At 35.4% G+C, this 21176-nt stretch carries 19 protein-coding genes and 1 pseudogene; 6 read left to right on the top strand and 14 right to left on the bottom strand.

The window, feature by feature from the left end; genetic code table 11:
- Nucleotides 1–151: 151 nt before the first annotated feature.
- The 10 genes and pseudogenes from GMB29_RS02085 to GMB29_RS02045 all read right to left on the bottom strand — a co-directional run bounded on the left by GMB29_RS02085 (nt 152) and on the right by GMB29_RS02045 (nt 10221).
- Entirely contained in the window at nt 152–1471 is a 1320-nt protein-coding gene (locus GMB29_RS02085) for a hemolysin family protein (RefSeq protein WP_136355807.1), read from the bottom strand.
- 42 nt (nt 1472–1513) lie between these two features.
- Nucleotides 1514–1732 carry a hypothetical protein gene (locus GMB29_RS27900; RefSeq protein ID WP_235883159.1) on the bottom strand — a complete coding sequence of 73 codons (219 nt, stop codon included), beginning with the start codon at nt 1730–1732 and terminating at the stop codon, nt 1514–1516.
- A 30-nt stretch (nt 1733–1762) separates the two neighbouring features.
- A pseudogene (locus tag GMB29_RS27895) lies at nt 1763–1852 on the bottom strand (MerR family transcriptional regulator); the annotation flags it as partial.
- Between the two features lie 285 nt (nt 1853–2137).
- Complete coding sequence (locus GMB29_RS02075) at nt 2138–3559, bottom strand: alanine/glycine:cation symporter family protein (RefSeq protein WP_136355803.1); 1422 nt, start codon at nt 3557–3559, stop codon at nt 2138–2140.
- A gap of 219 nt (nt 3560–3778) precedes the next feature.
- On the bottom strand, nt 3779–4966 hold the full coding sequence (gene megL, locus GMB29_RS02070; protein ID WP_136355801.1) for a methionine gamma-lyase: 1188 nt from the start codon (nt 4964–4966) through the stop codon (nt 3779–3781).
- 194 nt (nt 4967–5160) lie between these two features.
- A complete protein-coding gene (locus GMB29_RS02065) occupies nt 5161–5466 on the bottom strand; it encodes a monooxygenase (RefSeq protein WP_136355799.1) in 306 nt (101 codons plus the stop codon).
- A gap of 16 nt (nt 5467–5482) precedes the next feature.
- On the bottom strand, nt 5483–6406 hold the full coding sequence (locus GMB29_RS02060) for a DsbA family oxidoreductase (protein WP_136355797.1): 924 nt from the start codon (nt 6404–6406) through the stop codon (nt 5483–5485).
- A gap of 17 nt (nt 6407–6423) precedes the next feature.
- Nucleotides 6424–6738, bottom strand: a complete 315-nt coding sequence (locus GMB29_RS02055) for a winged helix-turn-helix transcriptional regulator (RefSeq protein ID WP_136356093.1) — start codon at nt 6736–6738, stop codon at nt 6424–6426.
- A gap of 199 nt (nt 6739–6937) precedes the next feature.
- The gene (gene brnQ / locus GMB29_RS02050; RefSeq protein ID WP_136355795.1) at nt 6938–8278 is read right to left on the bottom strand and encodes a branched-chain amino acid transport system II carrier protein; all 1341 of its coding nucleotides are present in this window, start codon (nt 8276–8278) and stop codon (nt 6938–6940) included.
- Between the two features lie 557 nt (nt 8279–8835).
- Entirely contained in the window at nt 8836–10221 is a 1386-nt protein-coding gene (locus GMB29_RS02045) for a protoporphyrinogen oxidase (RefSeq protein ID WP_136355793.1), read from the bottom strand.
- 264 nt (nt 10222–10485) lie between these two features.
- Between GMB29_RS02045 and GMB29_RS02040 the strand changes: the two genes are divergently transcribed.
- Entirely contained in the window at nt 10486–11034 is a 549-nt protein-coding gene (locus GMB29_RS02040) for a DUF420 domain-containing protein (RefSeq protein WP_136355791.1), read from the top strand.
- A gap of 692 nt (nt 11035–11726) precedes the next feature.
- Nucleotides 11727–12929, top strand: a complete 1203-nt coding sequence (locus GMB29_RS02035; protein WP_136355789.1) for a benzoate/H(+) symporter BenE family transporter — start codon at nt 11727–11729, stop codon at nt 12927–12929.
- A 100-nt stretch (nt 12930–13029) separates the two neighbouring features.
- On the opposite strand, the gene GMB29_RS02030 is transcribed toward GMB29_RS02035, so the two are convergent.
- The gene (locus GMB29_RS02030; protein ID WP_136355787.1) at nt 13030–14229 is read right to left on the bottom strand and encodes an MFS transporter; all 1200 of its coding nucleotides are present in this window, start codon (nt 14227–14229) and stop codon (nt 13030–13032) included.
- A 443-nt stretch (nt 14230–14672) separates the two neighbouring features.
- Here GMB29_RS02030 and GMB29_RS02025 point away from each other — a divergent pair, with 443 nt between their 5' ends.
- Nucleotides 14673–16064 carry an MATE family efflux transporter gene (locus tag GMB29_RS02025; RefSeq protein WP_227551456.1) on the top strand — a complete coding sequence of 464 codons (1392 nt, stop codon included), beginning with the start codon at nt 14673–14675 and terminating at the stop codon, nt 16062–16064.
- An 89-nt stretch (nt 16065–16153) separates the two neighbouring features.
- Here the strand turns inward: GMB29_RS02025 and GMB29_RS02020 are convergent, their stop codons facing one another.
- The gene (locus GMB29_RS02020; RefSeq protein WP_136355785.1) at nt 16154–16837 is read right to left on the bottom strand and encodes a glycine-rich domain-containing protein; all 684 of its coding nucleotides are present in this window, start codon (nt 16835–16837) and stop codon (nt 16154–16156) included.
- A 161-nt stretch (nt 16838–16998) separates the two neighbouring features.
- On the bottom strand, nt 16999–17172 hold the full coding sequence (locus tag GMB29_RS02015; protein WP_136355783.1) for a PAS domain-containing protein: 174 nt from the start codon (nt 17170–17172) through the stop codon (nt 16999–17001).
- 275 nt (nt 17173–17447) lie between these two features.
- Between GMB29_RS02015 and GMB29_RS02010 the strand changes: the two genes are divergently transcribed.
- Together GMB29_RS02010 and GMB29_RS02005 are read left to right on the top strand one after the other, a co-directional pair.
- A complete protein-coding gene (locus GMB29_RS02010; protein ID WP_136355781.1) occupies nt 17448–18767 on the top strand; it encodes an MFS transporter in 1320 nt (439 codons plus the stop codon).
- 53 nt (nt 18768–18820) lie between these two features.
- A complete protein-coding gene (locus GMB29_RS02005; protein ID WP_136355779.1) occupies nt 18821–19810 on the top strand; it encodes an ornithine cyclodeaminase family protein in 990 nt (329 codons plus the stop codon).
- A 126-nt stretch (nt 19811–19936) separates the two neighbouring features.
- Here GMB29_RS02005 and GMB29_RS02000 read toward each other — a convergent pair whose 3' ends face one another.
- Nucleotides 19937–20443, bottom strand: a complete 507-nt coding sequence (locus GMB29_RS02000; protein ID WP_136355777.1) for a hypothetical protein — start codon at nt 20441–20443, stop codon at nt 19937–19939.
- 252 nt (nt 20444–20695) lie between these two features.
- Here GMB29_RS02000 and GMB29_RS01995 point away from each other — a divergent pair, with 252 nt between their 5' ends.
- Nucleotides 20696–21175: a glutathione peroxidase gene (locus GMB29_RS01995; RefSeq protein WP_136355775.1), complete on the top strand. Its 480-nt coding sequence runs from the start codon at nt 20696–20698 to the stop codon at nt 21173–21175.
- Nucleotide 21176: the final 1 nt, after the last annotated feature.

The raw sequence follows: 21176 nt of genomic DNA, 5'->3' as shown, positions 1-21176 counted from the left end.
CACTCTCTTTAATATGAGGGCATGCAGCCGATATAGTTACTAGTAATGGCAGGTGTTTTGTGAATTGTGTTAATTACATATTAAAAAAACTGCAGGCAAACTCAAATTTCACCGAGTTTGTCTACAGTCTGAAAATCCTTAAAAAGGGCTATTAATTCATGACACTATTCATGGTGTTTACCTTTTTTACTTCTAAATATATGATATGGTGACCATCAATCTCTTTCACTTTAAACACATAATCCTCTGCTTCAATTTCAGTGCCAACTTGCGCATCAAAATTTTGTGTCAGCATCCAGCCGCCAATCGTATCAATTTCTTCATCATCTAAATTCGTACCAAGTAAATTATTTACATCACTGATTAAAACTTTAGCATTCAAAAGATAATGATCTTCTGCTAATTTTCTAATTTCAGAAACTTCATCATCATCAAATTCATCCCTAATTTCTCCAACAATTTCTTCTATGATATCTTCAACAGTAACTAAACCGGATGTACCGCCGTATTCATCGATTAAAATCGCGATATGTGTGCGGTCCTTTTGCATTTTTACTAAGAGGTCATGAATTGGTATCGTTTCAATGACACGAATAACGGGATTAATGAATGTTTCTAATTTCATATCCTGGACATTTATATCATTCATTACCTTTGCAGTTAGAAATTCTTTTACATTTAAAAATCCAAGAATGTTATCTTTGTCTCCATCCACTACAGGATATCGTGTATAGTTCTCAGATTGTACGATCTTTACTACCTCTTCGTATGAATTATCAATTGAAATACTTACAATTTCAGTTCGGGGTACCATAATTTCTTTTGCGATTCTTTCATCGAATTCAAAAATATTATTTACATATTTCAATTCACTTTGATTTATTTCCCCGCTTTTATAACTTTCCGACATTAAGATACGTAATTCCTCTTCAGAAAGTCCCAATTCATGTTCTGAGGCTGGCTTCATCCCAAAGATCCCTACAAGCAATCGTGCTGAACCATTTAATGCCCAAATAAATGGGTACATAATTTTGTAAAACAAAATAATTGGACGAGCAGTAGCTAGGGTAATTGCTTCAGCTTTTTGAATGGCAACCGTTTTAGGAGCAAGTTCACCAACAACAACATGTAAAAAGGTAACAACGGCAAAGGCAATACCAAATGAAAGAATATGTGTTAAGGATTCATTAAAGTTAAATCTTTCAAACACAGGGTGTAGTATTTTTTCTACTGTAGGCTCTCCCAACCAACCTAAACCTAATGCAGTAACCGTAATTCCTAATTGGCAAGCTGATAAATATTCATCTAAATGAGAAACGACCTTTTTAGCGGCAAGTGCGCCTTTTTTTCCTTCTGCAATTAGTTGATCAATTTTAGACATACGTACTTTTACAATTGCAAATTCTGTTGCCACAAAAAATCCAGTTAAAGCGATTAATAATACAATTAATGATAAGTTAAAAATGGTCAATGAGTAGTCTTACAGTAGTAAGACCTACACCTCCTATAATGATTAATTTAATAGTAGCAATAAGGTTTGTATTAATGACAAACTTTCTTGAGAAATACTCTTTTTAATAGACTCATGAGCATTAGGATCGTTTTTATCAAAATTAGCTAACAGCTTTGAAACATCACTCTCTAGTCCTTTTATTTTCAATCTTAAATCTTGGACATCGATTTCTTCAGCATCCTTCTCAAGTAACTTACTCTTAATATCTTCTAAAGACATATTTTCTTTTTTACATTTTTCAATAAAATTCAGCTTTTCTATGGAACTATGATCGTAATAACGGTAATTAGAAGGAGAACGTTCTGCTTTTAATAAACCAATCGTTGTATAATAGTCAATTGTTCGCTTTGTTACATGTGTAAGTTCAGCTAGCTCGCCTATTTTCAGTTTGTTTTCCCCAATTTATCCTCCTCCAAACCATAACGCGATAGAATTACATAAAATTTTACCCTAACTTGGTATTCCATACAAATAATTTACCTTATTAAGGATTTGTTAAACCTGCCTGTTGATTGCAGCGAGAGGCGTTCGCTTTCCGCTACAATCAACATACATAATGCTAAAATCAACAATAAGCTTTCACAGAACCTTTATTAAAAATATGATATGTGCATTTTTAGCTGCTTATTTGGTACGACCTTTATCTTGCTGTGCAGTACTACCCCAAGCTTCAACATTTTTTAACCCTTTAATATTTGAAACATGAAAGACTGGATTTTTCCCGCTTGCTTTTTGCTTCATATAATCATTGAGTGCAGCGATAGCAATTTTCCCTAATAACACTATGGCTATTAAGTTAATGATTGCCATTATCCCCATAAGCAGGTCCGCAAGACTCCATACAAAACTTAATGATGCAAGAGAGCCAAAGGCAACCATAGCAACAACTGCAACTCGATATACATTTAACCACAATTTATTAGTGTTAATAAATTCAATGTTTGTTTCACCGTAATAATAATTTCCTACAACCGAACTAAAGCAGAATAGGAATACAATGACAGCAAGCAATATCCCTGCCCAAGATCCCATTGCTGTTTCAAGTGCATTTTGTGTAAGCAAGATACCGTCTGATTCATTTGAAGTATAAAGACCTGACAATAAAATGATGAAAGCTGTTGAACTACAAATTAAAAGAGTATCCACAAAAACACCAAGAGCTTGAATTAGTCCTTGTTTTACAGGATGACTAACATCAGCAGTAGCTGCCGCATTAGGAGCACTACCCATACCAGCCTCATTTGAAAATAATCCACGTTTAATTCCATTCATCATCGCAGCACCTAGTGCACCGCCAGCTACTTCATTTAAACCAAATGCGCTCTGAAAAATTAGAACGAATACACTTGGTATTTCCGTAATATTCACGATTACAATATAGAGAGCCATTAAAATATAAGCACCTGCCATAATTGGCACCATAAATTCAGATACTGTTGCAACCCTTTTTAATCCGCCAAATATGATAACAGCTGTAATAATTGACAGGACAATTGCAATTAACACCTTGTTAATTCCAAATGATCCATTAAGAGCACTTGTAATCGTGTTAGCCTGAACTGAATTAAATGCCAATCCAAATGTCAATGAAATGATCACTGCAAAAGTTACACCCATCCAGCGTGCATTTAGTGCTCTTTCCATATAGTAGGCAGGCCCGCCTCGGTATGTATCGCCATCTTTCACTTTATATATTTGAGCCAATGTACTTTCTATAAACGCTGACGCTGATCCTATTAATGCGATTAACCACATCCAAAATACAGCCCCAGGACCTCCAGTTGTAATGGCTATTGCAACACCAGCGAGATTACCAGTACCTACCCGTGAAGCAGTACTAATACAAAATGCCTGAAAAGATGAAACACCTTTTTTATCAGCCATTGCTCCTTCACCTAAAAGTCTGAACATTTCACCAATCATACGAAATTGAACAAATTTTGTCCGTACGGTAAAATAAACACCTGCTCCAATTAATAAAATAATTAGTACATAAGACCAAAGAAGATTATTCGTTCCATTTATTAAGTTTTCGATTACCTGCATTCCCTTCAACACCCCTTTAAAAATATTTCTATTTTTGACAGTATATTTTGTGCAATTATGATTCAATATACACTTTAACTATTTTAACATATTAATTTTTCTGCACTAAATTTCTATACTTTTCCCAACATTCAGATATTCAAAACATTTATATGTAAAAGCTAAAAAACCCACTCTCGATACAAATTACTCCAAATCGAAGAGTTGGTTTTTAACTTCTTATAATGTATCTAAAGCCTGTTTTAAATCCTCCCAAATATCTTCCCAAGCTTCAAGTCCAACCGATAAACGCAGCAATTCATTCGATATTCCCATTTCGATTCTTACTTCCTCAGGGACTACAGCATGTGTCATCGAGGCTGGGTGCTGAATAAGTGTTTCAGCATCACCAAGGCTTACTGCAATTGGAATTAACTTTAACTGATTAACGACCTTTACAACATCTTCAAATGTCCCGTTTACCTCAAATGAAAGAAGCCCCCCAGCTTTTTTCATTTGTTTCTTCATGATTTCGTAATCTGGATGGTGTTTGTCTCCTGGGTAATAAATAGACTTCACTTTTGGATGTTTTCTCAACTGATCAGCAAGCTTTTCTGCATTTTCACAATGGCGGTCCATTCTTACAGCTAATGTTTTAATCCCCCGCAGTAAAAGCCACGCATCAAAAGGAGAAATAATTCCGCCTATATCCTTCTGGGCTGATTTCTTTATTCCTGCAATCATGTCCTGATTCCCAACAACGAGGCCGGCAATAACGTCACCATGCCCGCAAATATACTTTGTCGCACTATGGATGACAAGATCACAGCCTAATTGCAAAGGTTTTTGCAAATATGGAGTTGAAAAGGTATTATCGACAACAACAATTATTCCCTTTTCTTTTGCAATACTAGCGATTAACTTTAAATCAATTAATTTCATTGTAGGATTTATTGGTGTTTCGATATAAATACACCTTGTATTTTTCCGAATATTTTTAAGGATGTCTTCTGTAGATTTTAATTCGGAGAAGGAATAATCGATCGAATATTTCTCATGGAGCATCTGTAGCAAACCGAAAGTGCAGCCATATAAACCTTTTGAACATAAAATATGATCATTCATTTTTGTTAATCCTATTAACGCAGCTGAAACTGCAGCTATGCCAGATCCAAAAGCAAGGGCAGCTTCACCTCCCTCCAATTGTGCAATGCGTTCTTCAAGTACGGAAACAGTAGGATTAGAAAGCCGGGAATAAATATAACCATCTTCAGTTCCAGCAAATCGATTCGCCCCTTGCTGTAATGAGGAAAAAGCAAAAGTAGAGGTTTGATAAATTGGCGGAGTTAAGCTATCCGAATGTTTTTTTGCATCATATCCTGCATGGATTGCTTTTGTTTCAAAGTGGTACGAGCCATCTTTTTTCATTGTTATCCCCCTTGTCCGGAAATACACAAAAATCTCTTTTTTATATCCTATTTTTATTTTTTTGGTTTTGTCACCTATGTACTAGTTGTTTTGTTAGAATTATCACCGAAGTTTACAAATGAATTTCATGTGAGTATTTATGTTAAACGAAAAAACAGGCTTGATTTTGTTTTTATCAAACCTGTTTTTCATTCTTATTTTATTGGTCCATTTGTAATTCTCGTTAAACCTTCATTGATGTCAAATATTCTGAATCTTGGATTTGAAACACCTAGATTCGCCATTCTTTTTTTGTGCATGTCTGCATATGTTACTGCATCTTCTTTTGTTGCAAAAGCATAAATACCGCCTGCTTCTTTTGTTTCTTGATTTTCCGTCCAAATCTTCCATAGAAAACCGGGCTCTTCTGTAATGCTTTTTGCTAAATCAGAGAACGCCTCTTTCATTTCATTTCCAAAAGGCCCCTCGAGTGGAAAGTCTACTTGTAATAATACAGCCATGATCTTAATCCCCTTATCATTTATGTTTTTCGAAATATACTTCACCAAGAATTTCCTTACGTTGATAATCACCTAAAGTAAGTTGTCCTTCTACAAATGATTCAACTTCGCTTTGTTTGAGATCATACATATCCTCTAGTTCTCTTGAAAACAACAAACCTTCTTTAGCTAGTAGATTTTTCAGTGTCGGAAGCTCTTGTATTTGTAGCGGATCCGTTAATTCCAGAACTTTTTCAAGTCCCTTTACATAATAGTCTAATGGTCGTGCACCAACAATTTTAACACCTTTATTTTCCTCATTTACCATAATAATTGTTGGAAATCCACGAACCCCCAGGCTCCTAGCAAGGGCAAAGTCTTGATCTAAAAGCATTTGACTTGATTCCTTACTAGCTTCTTTCACAATTTCTTCACCATCTAGTCCTAGATTATTTACAATCTCAATTAACACTTCATCGTCTGCGATGTTTTGATTAAAAGCAAAAACTGCTTCTCTTGCACGACGTAAGTAAGTGACAGCAAGCTGCTCATCCTTTTGTTGAATTAATTTATATACACGTGATGGCGGGTAAGAAGATTGCACAGGGTTATCAAGCCATAGTGTCCCATCAATTGGCATACGTGAATGCTCACCAACTTCTCTCCAATGACTTGCTACATCTGAAGGACTGCCTATCCCATTTGCAACATCTGCAAATCCCTTCCAGCTTGGTAATAATCCACCCATCACCGTTTGAGTGTTAAAATATTGTCCATATTGCTCTTTAAACCGGCGTAATACCGGCTCAACCGCCCAACAGTGTGAACATATTGGATCAGTAACATAATAAAGCGTGATCTTCTTTTGTGGTTGAATAAGGTTGATAAATTCCATTGAATCTTCCCCGGCTACACCGCATATACCTGTTTCTAAATCACAAATCATATTATTTTTATCCATCTATTCTCCTCATTTCCTTATTTATCTTTAAATTGTTGTGCCCATTCCTGTATAGGGGCTAATGCAGTTGTTAAGGAGCGACCTTTTTCTGTTAAATGATACGAAATGGAAACTGGAGATCCAGACGTGACTACCTTTTCAATTAACCCGTATTCTATAAGCTCAGTAAGCTTTAACGAAAGAGCTCTAGGTGTAATTTCTGGAAGATCTCTTTTCATATCAGAAAAATGAGCTGCTCCATTCGAACATAGGGATAAATAATGGATAATCAACCCATTCCATTTCTTACCTAATATTTCAAAAGCAAATTGTAAGTATGGACATATATTAATAAAAACCACCTCTTTGTATACTTAGTATATCAGATATAAAAAATATATCAATTTTTCTCTATTATCATTGTTATTCGTTGAAATTAACCACTAAAAAAAAGAAGCCTAGGATCCTCGATCCAGGCTTCTTCATTGATATTTATATTGAGGAACTATTAACATAACTGTTAGATTTCCCTTTTTTCATCTCTTTATTATTTTAAGAGTTAGCTTCTTTTAGAACAGGTTCCGTTCGGATACGATTAATAATAAATCCTAAAATACCCCCAATAACGGCAGGTGCAATCCAGCCTAATCCGATCTCATAGAACGGAAGAAATTGAGCAAATAATTGATTTACTCCCACAATTTCAATTCCAGCTGCATTTAATCCATCAAATAAACTAACAATGAATGTTAATAATAGACTTCCTTGATAAACAGCAGCTTGTCCTTTAAACAGTGAATGTGTAAAAGTTAAAGCGATTAAAACGATAGCTAATGGATAAATAGCTGTTAATACTGGTACTGAAAGAGAAATTAATTGCGATAAGCCGAAGTTAGCAAAAATCGTACTAATAACCGAAAAAATAATCGCAAAATTTCTATAAGAAATGCTCGGAATTAGTTTATGGAAATAAGTAGAACAAGCTGTAATCAAGCCAACACTCGTTGTTAAACACGCTAATAATACAATCAAGCCTAATATGACTCCGCCAAATGGGCCAAAGTAAAATGTTGATACTTCCGTTAAAACTTGTCCTCCGTTATCTAAATACCCTAAGTCCTCTACACTTAAAGCACCTAAATAAGATAATCCTGTATAAATTAATGCTAATAGACCTGCCGCAATAAGTGCAGCTTTTGTACAGATCATAAGAAGTTTCTTTTTATCCGTAACCCCTTTGTCTCTAATCGCATTGATAACAATAATTCCAAACACAAATGCAGCCAGTGCATCCATCGTCAAATAACCTTCTTGGAAACCTTTAAAAAAAGCATGAGTTGAATAAGCATCAGCAGGTGCTTGGAAATCGCCCATAGGATTAAATAGTACAAAGGCTATGAGGATCGCAATAAACAAGAGCATAATTGGTGTTAACCATTTCCCAATAATATCAACCATCTTGGAAGGATTTATGGAAATAAAACATGTAATAGCAAAGAAAATAATTGTAAAAATAAGCAAACCTAAAAAGCTTACTTGCTCCCCTAAAAATGGTCGAATAGCAATTTCAAATGAAACTGTTCCTGTTCTTGGTATGGCAAATAGCGGTCCAATAGAAAGATACAAAACAATCGTAAATAACAATCCAAATGTTGGATGCGCACGACTTGCTAATGATTGTAAATCATCTTTTCCTGAAATACCTAACGCTAAAATTCCAAGCAATGGAAGACCAGCACCTGTAACTAAAAACCCAGCATTTGCAGCCCAAACATTAGATCCAGCTGATTGTCCAAGCAAAGCAGGAAAAATTAAATTCCCTGCACCAAAAAATAAAGCGAACAACATGAAACCAACTACAATCAAAAATGAGAATGGTAAATTTTTTGACATAAATAAACCCTCCATAAAAATCTTTTTATCGATAATCGATTTTTCACTAACCTAAATGTTTCCATATTTTTTATATTAAAAATAATCAGAAATTTTATAATGTAAAATATCTATTTAAATGCAAATAAAGGCTAGTTAAAAATTCAGCATTTTTATACAATATCATATCCTAAAGAAGTATACAATATATTAAAATAACATTGGATATTTTTGTCATTATTATATTTCACTATCATGCAGAGTATATTTATTAATAATTCATAATAATCAATAAAAATAATAGAGGGAATTACATTTTTTTCTATAATAAAATCATTGAAAAAATATTAGTTTAAAATAACTTACTTAGTACTTTTTTGACCAATTTTTCCACGTGAATATTATTCGATTTTCATTCAACTTATTATAATATTAGCAAATAAAAAGAATACGCTCTTTTTTCTAATACCCTATTTAAAAGGAATCATTCTATATTTTCTCGTTTTATTAAAAAAGTTAAACATCTACTATTTGAGCAAAAAAATAGAACAGCACTCTATATATGCTGTTCGTTTCTATTAGAGAAATGTGATGATCTTTTCGGCTGTTCTTTCGCCACTTTCGATACAGTCAGGTATGCCAACACCATAATACGAGCAACCGGCTATCATCATCCCCGGGTACATTGTTTCCATATTTCTCTCAAGTGTTTTAACGATTTTTGGATGGGTAATTTGGTAATTCGGCATACTATCAAACCAATTTGTTACTTCGCTTGCAATTGGCTTAGCTGTAATACCAAGACTTTTATGAATATCTTGACGTGCAACTTGCAGCAGTTCTTCCTTGTTCATTTTATCTAAAGAAGAAAATACGCGATGGCTGCTTTTATAAAATAGTCTTACGAGCAAATTGCGGCTTGAAGATGTATGTTCCCATTTTCTGCTTGTCCATGTACAAGCATTACAAGATAAGTCATTACTATTTGCTGAAATAAACCCCGTACCTTCTGTTGGAAGCATATTGTCTGGTACATCAAAGCCAAGATACACACTGATCATTGAACTTGATTTTAATTGGTCAAAATCTTGTTTGAGCTTACTATTATTTATTAGTTCATTTGCAGCTGTATGTGGCATACAAAGCACTACATAATCCGCTTCGACGAACCTATTATTGTTAAAAGAAACATAATAACGATTAGAACATTTTTCAAGTTTGCGAGCGTTTGTATTTTTTAATACTTCAACATTCTCAAGCCTTTTTTCAAATGCATTTATTAGTGAAACCAAACCATTTCTAAAGGAAAGAAACTTCTTTTCCCCACCACTTTGGAAGGTTTCTTTATTTGCCTCAAACCCTTTCATAATACTTCCATACTTTTCTTTATAATCAAGCACATATGGAAGAGTAGAAGCTATTGTAAGGTCATTAAGCCTGCCAGAATAAACACCTGAGAGTACTGGAGCAATTTGTTTTTCAACTAATTCTTTTCCGAGAAAATGTTCAAGAAACTCGCCAATTGAATCATTTTTAGTAAAACGCTCATTCTTTGTATAAAAATCTTTTAGCGCTTCAACCTTTCCTTGTGCTGATACAAGGGTACTTTTCGCCAAAGACTCGATAGTAGCAGGAATTCCAAAAACTGAATCAGCAGGAATTGGCTTTAGTTCTCCTTCTGTGTAAATAAATGATTTTCCTGTAGCATTATATACAACTTCATTTTCCAGACCAAGCTCTTCTATAAATGTCATCGTATTTGCTTTACGAGTTACAATGGAATCCGCTCCCGCTTCCATGACAAATCCACTATTTTTTACAGTGCGAATTTTCCCTCCGAGTTCAGAAGATGCCTCTGCAAGAATAAGCCTCACATCAGATTGATGTGCTTTTTTCCATTTTGATAAATTATACATGGTGGATAAGCCAGTAATACCACCGCCTATAACCAAGACTGTCTTCACCTATGCTCACCTCTATTTACGTTCCTTTTTTCATTTAAAGTTTACCATACTGCTCTGTTTTTAAGTCAGTGACTTTTCATACAACATGTGAAACTAAAGGTGGATGACTTAAACAAACGTTTGATTATGTGCTCAATTATCATCTTGTTTATGTCAAAAGTATGAATTTCTCTTTTTAGAGTGAAAAAGTAGTACGTATTCGATTGCTCTTTGCTGATGAATTTTTTATGCTTAAGGTAGGAAATATTTTTTAGGAGAGAAAACATGAGACAAAAACTAGATAATCCGAAACAACATAACTACAATCCTCTCATTTGGGTTTTATCGATTGTCATTGTAGGTGTCATTATTGCAACGTACTTCTTGCCTAAAAGTTCAGACGGTACTTTGTTCGGCATTGATTTAAAGATTTTGCCGTTAATGAACGCCATTTTTAACACTTTTACATTTTTATTTTTAATTGCCGCTTTAGTTATGATTAAGCAGAAAAATATTAACATGCACCGCCGCTTTATTATTGCAGCATTTACGACGACATTTTTGTTTTGTATATCTTATTTAACCTATCATTCAATGGCTGAATCAACTAGCTATGGCGGGGAAGGCATCTTCATGTATGTTTACTACTTCTTTCTCCTTACCCATATTGTTCTTGCTGCAGTGATTGTCCCGCTTGCTTTGATCACACTTGGACGAGGTCTAAATATGCAGGTAGAAAAGCATCGCAAAATTGCTCGCTGGACAATGCCTCTCTGGTTATATGTTAGCTTTACAGGTGTAGTAGTCTACTTAATGATCTCGCCTTATTACTAATATCATATTATTGCTAGCTCAACATGATTAAGGACATCTTGGTTTTTATATAAACTCCCAGGTGTCCTTTTCCATTTATAGGTCTAAAATGGCAAGATTTCTGAAAACGAGCAAAACAGGTTAAGATTTCATATTACGAATAGTGAGTGTGAAAACAGTGAACTATTTTAAAAGTTTTATTGCAGCGATCTTACTAACAAGTCTTTCGTATTTTCTAGGAGATTTATTCTTAACTTAAGGTTTATCATTTTTGCAGGTCATTGGAGCTAGTGTTGTTATTTTAGGAAAGATTGTTGAAAAGTTGCATTCACCTTTGTGGCTTATCATTCTGACACCATTTCCAGTCGGTATGTTCTTGTTGTTTATGTTTTTAAATGGATCCTTCATGGATTGGCTTATCACTTATTCTGTAACACTACTAATCTACGTCATTCTTCATGTCTTAGCGAGTTTGTTCTTTCATTTCCATTCCCTTATTCCCGCATGGAAACTTTCTGCGAAAGGCTGAGGCAGTCGCAAAAAGTTACGATTATAAAAATTAACTCCTAACACGCTCTACCGTTCAGATTCTTACTTATTAAGAATTGTATGTGAAAATATGCGGAATCTTTTCTGAATTATTAGTTGTACTATTTATATATATTTTAGAGAAAAAGTAGTTTCATATTTTAGTGTTGGTGAGGAGGCTTTTAATGAAAATAAAGTTTACAAATCCACGGAAGGATATCCATTTAAACACGATTAGTTCTGGTACTGTTGCCGCAGTCTTTGGGTGTACAGGACCCGCACTGATTATTATTGGGGCAGCTTCGAGCGGTGGTTTAACACATGTTCAAACAATAAGCTGGCTATTTGCTGTTTATTTTTTTGGGGGTTTACTAGGTCTGTTTCTCTCTCTAAAATATCGTCAGCCCATTTCAGGAGCTCATTCAATTGCTGGTGCCTTATCTCATTTTTCATTAAATGAAGCAATTGGGGCATATCTCATTGCCAATATTATTGTCTTTATACTTGGAGCAATAGGGTTAATTGAAAAAGTAATGAATTGGATACCTGTTCCGATTGTCATGGGGATGATAGTAGGCGTCATGATTCGATTTGCGACCGAAATGATCACTTCTGTACAGCTTTCACCCTTACTTGCAGGTTCAGCCATATTAGTCTATCTTTTTTCTTCACGAATGATCCCAACGTTCCCACCTGTATTATCTGCATTTATCGTTTCTGTTTTATTAGCCATTTTTACGAATGAATTTCAATTACATACAATACAAAGTTCATTTATTTTTCCTCAACTAGAAATGCCGACATTTCGTTTTGATGCTATCATATCTATTTCCATCCCACTTGCGATCTTAATCATCTGCACTGAAAATGCCCAAGCAACTGGTGTTTTAATGGCTAAAGGGTATAAGCCACCCATAAGCGCAATGTCAATTTACGGTGCTATACTTGGGTTTATCGCATCATTCTTCGGTGCACACGCAATTAATATCGCTGGACCAATGACAGCAATTTGTGCATCAGAAGAAACAGGTAAGAAAGAAAGCAGATATGCTGCATCTGCTGTAAATGGATTTTTGTTTTCACTATTTGGAATCCTTGCAGGATTAGTTGTTCCCTTTGTGATCGCTATGCCGGGGGTAATCGTGAGTTCAATTGCAGGTCTTGCAATGATTGGGGTTCTCTTAAGTTCACTGAAGATTGCCTTTTCAGATAGTAAATTCCAAATGGGGGCTTTTTTTGCCTTAATTATAGGGATGTCGGGGGTGAATTTTTTAGATATAGGGGCACCTCTTTGGGCTGTAATCGGCAGTTTAATCGTCTCATTCCTTATCGAAAAGGACCATTTTGAATGGAAAAGAGTCGAGAAAAAAATAAAAATAAGTAGCTGATGTATTAAGCAAGACTACTTACCCTACAAAAAAATTGCCTGTCACTTACTGGATGTGAAGATGAAGTCCAGATAGTAACAGGCAATCGATTTGCTATTTATTAAATAGAAGCATTTGCTGGTCTTTTCTTAAGGCTTAGCATAAAGATAAAGGAGATACAGTATAAAGCTGCTAAATATGTCATAGCTACTGTCATATCATAGCTCTGTAGAATATAACCAACAAGAATTGGCGACAGCCCTCCGACTGCTCTCCCGAAATTAAATATCGTGTTTGTCGCAGTACTTCTAATTTGAACTGGATAAAAACTACTTATTAACGCTCCATATCCGGCAAACATTCCATTTGAGAAGAAGCCCACAATGGCACCGCCAACCAATACACCTGCACCACCTTCAGCATATGAGTATAAAAATACTGCAGATGCCGAGGCAAGTAGGAAAATACCGAAGGAACGCTTTGCTCCAAATCGATCCATAAATTGTCCAAAGGTCAGCATTCCTATAATCATTCCAACAGCAGTACTGATTGTCCAAAGTGCTGAACTTGAAACAGATAAACCTTGTGATTGTTGCAGCATTGATGGAAGCCAGATCATTAAACCGTTATATCCTGCAATTTGAACAGTTGCCATAACAGCTAATGTTATTGTGGTCATGGCGACTTTTGGTGAAGCAAACAACTGAAGCAGCTTACCATCCTTTTGTTTTTGAGCCAATTTCTCCTCTTTTTGAGCAGCAAGCCATTCAGGTGATTCATCTAAATTTTTTCTCACAATAAAGGCAAAAATGACCGGTAGCACTCCAACGAAAAACAAAGCTCTCCATCCTAACGTTGGGAGAATGATTGCGCTGATTAATGCCGCTAGAATGACACCATATTGTGCACCAACACTTACATAAGAAGACGCTCTTCCTTGTTTTTTCTTCGGCCAAGCTTCCGCTACTAGGGCCATTCCAATGCCATACTCTCCACCAGCACCAAGTCCAGCAATAAACCTAAATAAATATACTTGTTCAATATTTGTTGCTAATCCTGTTAAGGCCGTACCTATTGCAAATAAAATAATCGTATAGGTGAAAATTCGGACACGTCCAAATTTATCTGCCAATATCCCGAAGATGATTCCACCAGCAAGCATTCCAATATTAGTTATGGAAGAAATGAGTCCTCCTGTTGCTAAATCAATGTTAAAATCAGCAATGATCATTGACATTGCAAATGAAATAAACATGATGTCCATACCTTCTAATGTCAAACCTGCAACCGATGCGACAACTGTTTTCTTACGATAATCCATATGATTCCATCCTCCCTAAATAATCTTTGATGATAAAACTTCTTCGTGTTTGAAGGAATGGAATTGTATTTTACAGATCCATTCTCTTTTGAAGTCTCACAGGACTTCGCTTAAAAGAGGTTCTAACCTACTTCAATTTCTACAAAATAAAAACCCTTTTGTCACAGAGGACAAAAGGGCAAAGTTATACAAAGTAAACATAATTATACGTAATTATGCTGCCGCCCTTCTCGGCCTCTCTGGACCGTATTAAAGGTATTATTATATTGATATTATACTAGCATGTTAGAATGTCTTATTCAACAAGAAATACTCTTGTACAATTTGGAATAAACCAAACTTTTCTGCTATTATACGACTCTTCCTCAAAAACGGATGTTCATGTTCAACTAAAGATGGTAAGATACTATCTGGTTTAGAATACAGAAAAAGAAGGTGAAAAATTGGCATCCAATCGAGCAAATGGTCTAGAAGATCAACAACGAAATCATCTTAATTTATTTTTTCTAACATGGCCCATCTTTTTGGAAATTTTTCTTTTTATGCTAATGGGTATCGCAGATACGTTTATGCTTAGTGCAATTTCAGATGATGCGGTTGCAGGGGTTGGCGCTTCAAATCAATTTTTACACATCGCGATATTAATTTTAGAGGTTATCGGTAATGGAGCATCGATTGTAGTGGCTCAATATATCGGATCACGCAGATTTCATGATGTAGCTAAAATTTCAGCTTTAGCGATAACATTGAATGTAGTAATCGGTCTGTTTATCAGTGTATTATTCCTTTTATTTGGCAGCAGTATGTTGAAGGCATTGAACTTACAAGGCTTAGTTTTAGACTATGCTGTCAGCTATTTAGCCATTGTCGGTGGAGCGATTTTCTTACAGGCAATGATTAATTCTTTAGCAGCAATCATACGTGTGCATGGACATACGAAAGAGACGATGTATGTTTCGCTCGGAATGAACATTATTCATGTCATTGGAAACTATTTACTTATTTTCGGTCATTTTGGATTTCCTGAAATGGGTGTAGAAGGAGCAGCAATTTCTTCTGTTGTCAGTCGATTCCTTGCTCTCATTGTGTTCTTCTGGCTGTTTTACCAAGTAACTGAAATAAAGACGAAAGTTGTTTATTATTTTTCACTATCAAAAGAATTCATAAAAAAAATCCTCAAGATTGGCATCCCGTCCGCTTTTGAACAGGTTATGTATCAGTCATGCCAGCTTGTCTTTTTATTTTATGCAACATTTCTCGGTGCAAGCTCACTGGCGGCACGCCAATATGCAGCAAATATTTCGATGTTTATATACCTTTTTGCGATGGCAATTGGTTTAGGGACGGCAATCATTGTTGGCAGATTAGTTGGCGGAGGATACAAGCTTGAAACATATAACAGAGTATGGAAAAGTGTACGCTGGGCAAGTGCTATAACTGTACTTATGGTCGTGATCGTGATTGTATTACGCGATCAATTAATGGGGTTATTTACTAATGATCAAGAAATCATTCGATTAGGCGCGAATGTTTTGCTCTTAAGCTTTTTACTTGAAACAGGAAGAACAATCAATATTGTTATCATTAATTCGCTGCGGGCAGCTGGTGATGCAAAATATCCTGTTATCATCGGTGTCTTTTCAATGGTTGCCATGAGCTTACCTCTCGGTTATTTCTTAGTCTTCCACCTGGAATTAGGTCTAGCGGGTATTTGGCTTGCTATAGCAGCTGATGAATGGACACGTGCTGTTATTATGTTTTTCAGATGGAGAAGCCGTAAATGGGAAAAACATGCGTTGGTCGATCGAGGAAAGCCTGAGGAAGTTGTTGTTTAGGCACAGGCAATTTTTAAAAGTACAATAGCCCTCTTTTCATGCAGCTTTTATATGAAAAGAGGGCTTAATTCATACATATATATTGCTGATTAACTACTGCAGCCTCCTCCACAACTAGAGCAGCTTGATCCTCCCGAATCTCCATCGCCTCCTGAATCATGATCAGAAGAACTGCTGCAGCCAATACCAGAGCAAGATGATCCCCCTCCGTTATGACCAGCTTTATAATATTCATTCGGCAGCAACTCACTCATATGGTCTTGAAATTGGTCTTCTTCATATATGGAATAAAAAACCGCTGCTCCAAGTGCATATTGATACACCTGGGTTTCTGACGCAGTACGTGGAATATCGAGAGTTTTTTTGCCACTTTTGATAAATTCAGACTCAATGATTTCATTTTTCATTTTTTTGATTAAACTTTTTTTGACTTCAACCCAATCATCATTTTTTCTAAAATACTTACTAAGTAAATCTTCTTCTGCTAAATGTTTAAAATCATCAAGAATCTCACGCTCAATAGGATTTTGCAAAAATCTCCCCCAAATCGTTCTGCTGTTGGGTGTTGAGTCAAATAAGCTTAAATAAACCCAATCAAAAAACGCTCTTTCACCAGGAATTGGGGTACTGTCCATATTTGGAATATGATGTAGTGTTTCATGGTAAAAATCCTTTGAAAACTTCTCATAGTCTCTTGTAAACATAAGCATCTCATGCCAAATAGTATCTACCATTGGACTAAACATAGGAACGGATTTTAATAAGCTATTCATAATAAAATACCGCTTCAATTCAAAAAATGCCCAATCAAACTCATAATCTCACCATTTTGGATGTTCCCTTAACACGCGATCTTTGACATTTTCCTCATAAGAACTTGATAAGGTTTTTTCTAATGTTTGAATAAGAGGAAGTCCTCCATCTATATGGATTCCTAACTGGTCAGGGATAGAGTGATTATCTCGTCTTTTTTTATTTGATACGTTTTTTCAGCTACTTCATTCCAATAAACAATTTCACCTTTTGTATTAATGACCGAAATTGCCACATCTAACGAAGAGATCAATGATTGAAGAGTGTGGATAGCAAAAGAATCATTAACTAACATATGAATCATCCTTTCCTGCAAATAATAAGAGTGTACAAAAGTGTTTATTTTTTATACACATATTTACAATTATGTTAATAAAAACTTACAGTTTTCATATTAAAAAGTAAATAAATTTAAAGAAGATTAAGATTATTGACAATTTAATTTGTTGGCATATTTTTTGCATGTAAGTTAGTAATTAAGGACAAAATCTACTATTTAGGAGGGGAATGATCTTTTTAGACCATTTTGTTACAACGCTTTTTTAATCTTTTAAATATAGGGGGTAAAGAATGGAAAAGAAAACTACAAACAAAATACTTATTGCTAGTCTTATAGGGAGTTCAATTGAATGGTTTGACTATTTCTTGTATGGGACAGTTGCTGCACTTGTGTTTAATGAAGTTTTTTTTCACAGTGAGGATCCAACAATTGGTTTGCTATTAGCCTATGCTTCTTTTGCCTTAGCCTTTTTTATTCGCCCGCTTGGCGGCATTATTTTCAGTCATATCGGAGATCGAATTGGAAGAAAAAAGACGCTCGTCCTAACACTTTCTCTCATGGGTGGCTCAACTGTCCTAATGGGATTTCTTCCTACATATGAATCAATCGGTGTAGCTGCACCAATTCTTCTTATTATTCTACGACTCGTTCAAGGGATTGGACTCGGCGGTGAATGGGGTGGAGCTCTTTTACTTGCTGTGGAATATGCTCCTAAAGAAAAGCGCGGCCTATTCGGAAGTATTCCTCAAATGGGTGTAACCATTGGGATGTTACTAGGAACGCTCGCATTGTCGATCATGACATTACTTCCTAATGAGACATTTATGACTTGGGGCTGGCGCATTCCATTTATATTAAGTGCCTTACTCGTCATTTTTGGTTTATGGATTCGTAAAGGGATTGATGAAACACCTTCTTTCAAAAAAGCTCAAGAAAAAGGCGAGATTGCAAAAATTCCATTTTTTGAAACAATGCGTACTCACTGGAAAGAAGTATTGATTGCGATCGGCGCAAAAGTAGTTGAAACTGCACCCTTTTATATTTTTGGAACATTTATTGTTTCTTATGCAACAACACAACTTGGCTTTTCACGTACAATTACGTTAACGGCTGTTACTGTCGCAACAATTGTTACGTCCATCTTAATCCCAGTTATGGGTAGTCTCTCAGATAAAATCGGCCGTAAAAAACTTTATATAGCTGGAACCATTTTAATGGCGCTTTATGCCTTCCCTTATTTTTGGCTGCTTCATCAAAATTCCGCCGTTCTGCTTATTATTGCAACCATAATTGGGCTTGGTATCATTTGGGCTCCAATTACCGCTGTGCTTGGAACAATGTTCTCAGAAATTTTCAAATCAAATGTCCGTTATACAGGTATTTCATTAGGCTATCAAATTGGCGCAGCAGTCGCAGGTGGAACCGCTCCGCTAGTTGCAACAGCACTTCTCGCTGCATATAACAATTCCTATGTACCAGTAGCATTGTACATCATTTTAACGTCAATCATTTCATTAATTGCAGTTGCTGCTGTACGTGATCGTAATAATGAAGAATTAGATAAAATAGATGTTATACTAAAAAATGACAATAAGGAATTGACACTTTAATTGTACGATCGAAATCTAGCAAAAGAGATTCATTAATTGAAAGAAGGTTAAGCATGCTTATTCTATCAGAAAAACAAATACGCTCCTTATATTCAATGAATGATGCTATTCAAGATTTACAAAAGGCTTTACATTATTACAGTAATGGGGAAATTTTGAATCCACATCGTACGGTTCTTGAATTTCATGATAAAAACGCATCTGCTCTGTACATGCCAAGTGCAATGGAACCTGTAGGAATATCTGCTATAAAGGTAGTAACAATCTTTCCACATAATCCGTCTATAGGGAAAAAGACCACACAAGGTGTTATTTTATTAAGCAATACCGACAATGGCGAGCATCTTGCCTGTATAAACGCCTCCTACTTAACAAGATTACGGACAGGAGCAGTTAGTGGGATTGCAACGAACTATCTCGCTAAAGAAACAGCCTCTTCTGTAGCAGTTATCGGCTGCGGTGCAATGGCAGAAGAGCAACTACAAGCAGTTTTAGAGATCCGCGATATTAAGACAATCATGTTGTACAACCGTACAAGAGAAAAAGCTGCGTCCTTTTCACAAAAAATTGCAGCACTAAAACCGGATTATACAGGTTCAATTATGATAAGTGATGACCCAGATGAAGCTGTTTCGAAAGCAGATATCATCATCTGTGCAACTCGCTCAGAAACACCTGTTTTTTCGGGGAGTGCCCTTCAACCAGGCACACATATTAACGGTGTAGGCTCCTACCTCCCTCATATGCAAGAAGTGGATGAAGAGACACTTTTAAGGTGCTCTAAAATCGTTGCAGATACAATTGAAGGTGTTAAGGATGAAGCAGGTGACTTTATTATTCCTGCCAATGCCGGAAGATGGAGCTTTGAGAGCCTTCATGGAGAAATAGGCGATTTGGCCTCAGGTCAAATCGCGGGTCGTGAACTTGATGAGGAAATTACTTTCTTTAAATCTGTCGGAATTGCCTATTTCGATATGGCTGTAGCTGCTGCAGTTTATGAAAAAGCGATGAAAGCTGGCGTGGGGTCCAAAGTAGAGTTATAAAATACTAAAAAGGTCATTTCTTCACTGATTTAATTTATACAGTGTGGACTGACCTTTTTAAATTTATTGTTACGTGATAGTCTGTTAATCTAAAAATCTATTATTAACTATCGACATTCTTAATAATTAGGATCCAATATGGTGTTTTCTCCAATAATCATATATAACCTCTTTAAAAATTCCAGATAAATCCCGTCCATTTTTTTTACTTAGCCATTCAGTCTGGTCGATTGGTAAAGTTAATGTCAATTTCACCTTTTCATTAGGCATTTCATATTTTCTTATTTCTTCTAACGTGATGCCTTCTTCTACGTTAGGAAACACTAAATCGTTTTCGTTCACATAATGAAAATCTTGATAGTCATCCATATCATTTAGCTCACAATATAAGTTTAGCTGTGGTAATCCTCCCTGTAAGCTTTTTTGATGCATAATTGTATTTATCACTCTACCATCATGTAATTCGATTTCTAAGATTAGGTTTTCCTCACCTCTATATTTTCTTTCAACAATCTCACTGACGATGATATCTAATTCTAAGGTAAATCCCGTACTTGACTCAAAGATATAGATCGCACTATTAAATATATAGATACTCTCGCCATCAATTTTTACCTCTTTAACCTTTACCATAAGATTATCTCCCTTCAAACAATGTTTCGACAAAAAAGAGGATCACCCTGCAAATAATTTGGAAATCTTATCACTTTATTCTAGCAATCGTTAGAAGGACTAGTAAAATGCCTTTTAAATTTTCTTGGATGGCTAAGATTCATGTTGTTTTTCTTCCTTAAGATCTTTTACTTGTTAAGAGTATATAAATCGTGTACGATTTATATAAGGTCTATGAAATTTTAAAACGAAAGTTACAAGGAGGAACAAATAATGAAAACTGTGTATGATTTTACTGTAAAAATGACAAATGGCCAGCAGAAATCCTTAAGGGATTATGAAGGCAAGCCATTAATCATCGTGAATACAGCAAGTAAATGTGGTTTGACTCCTCAATTTGAAGGACTTCAGGAATTATATTATAAATATAAAGAACAAGGACTGGAGATTTTAGGATTTCCCTGTGATCAATTTAACAATCAAGAATTTGAAAATATTGAAGAAACTACTGAGTTTTGCCAATTAAATTATGGTGTAACATTCCCTATTTTTGCAAAAATTGATGTGAATGGTGAAAATGCAGATCCATTATTTACATTTTTAAAAGAACAGAAAAAAGGCGTCCTATTAAAAAATATCAAATGGAATTTCACAAAATTCCTTATAGACAGCCAAGGACAGGTTGTAGAGCGCTATGCACCAACTACTGAACCTAGTAAGATTGAGGAAGATGTCATAAAACTATTTTCGTAAC

Source organism: Metabacillus sediminilitoris (genome assembly GCF_009720625.1).
In the GTDB taxonomy this organism is placed as follows: domain Bacteria; phylum Bacillota; class Bacilli; order Bacillales; family Bacillaceae; genus Metabacillus; species Metabacillus sediminilitoris.
This window is presented reverse-complemented; position numbering and strand designations above follow the sequence as displayed.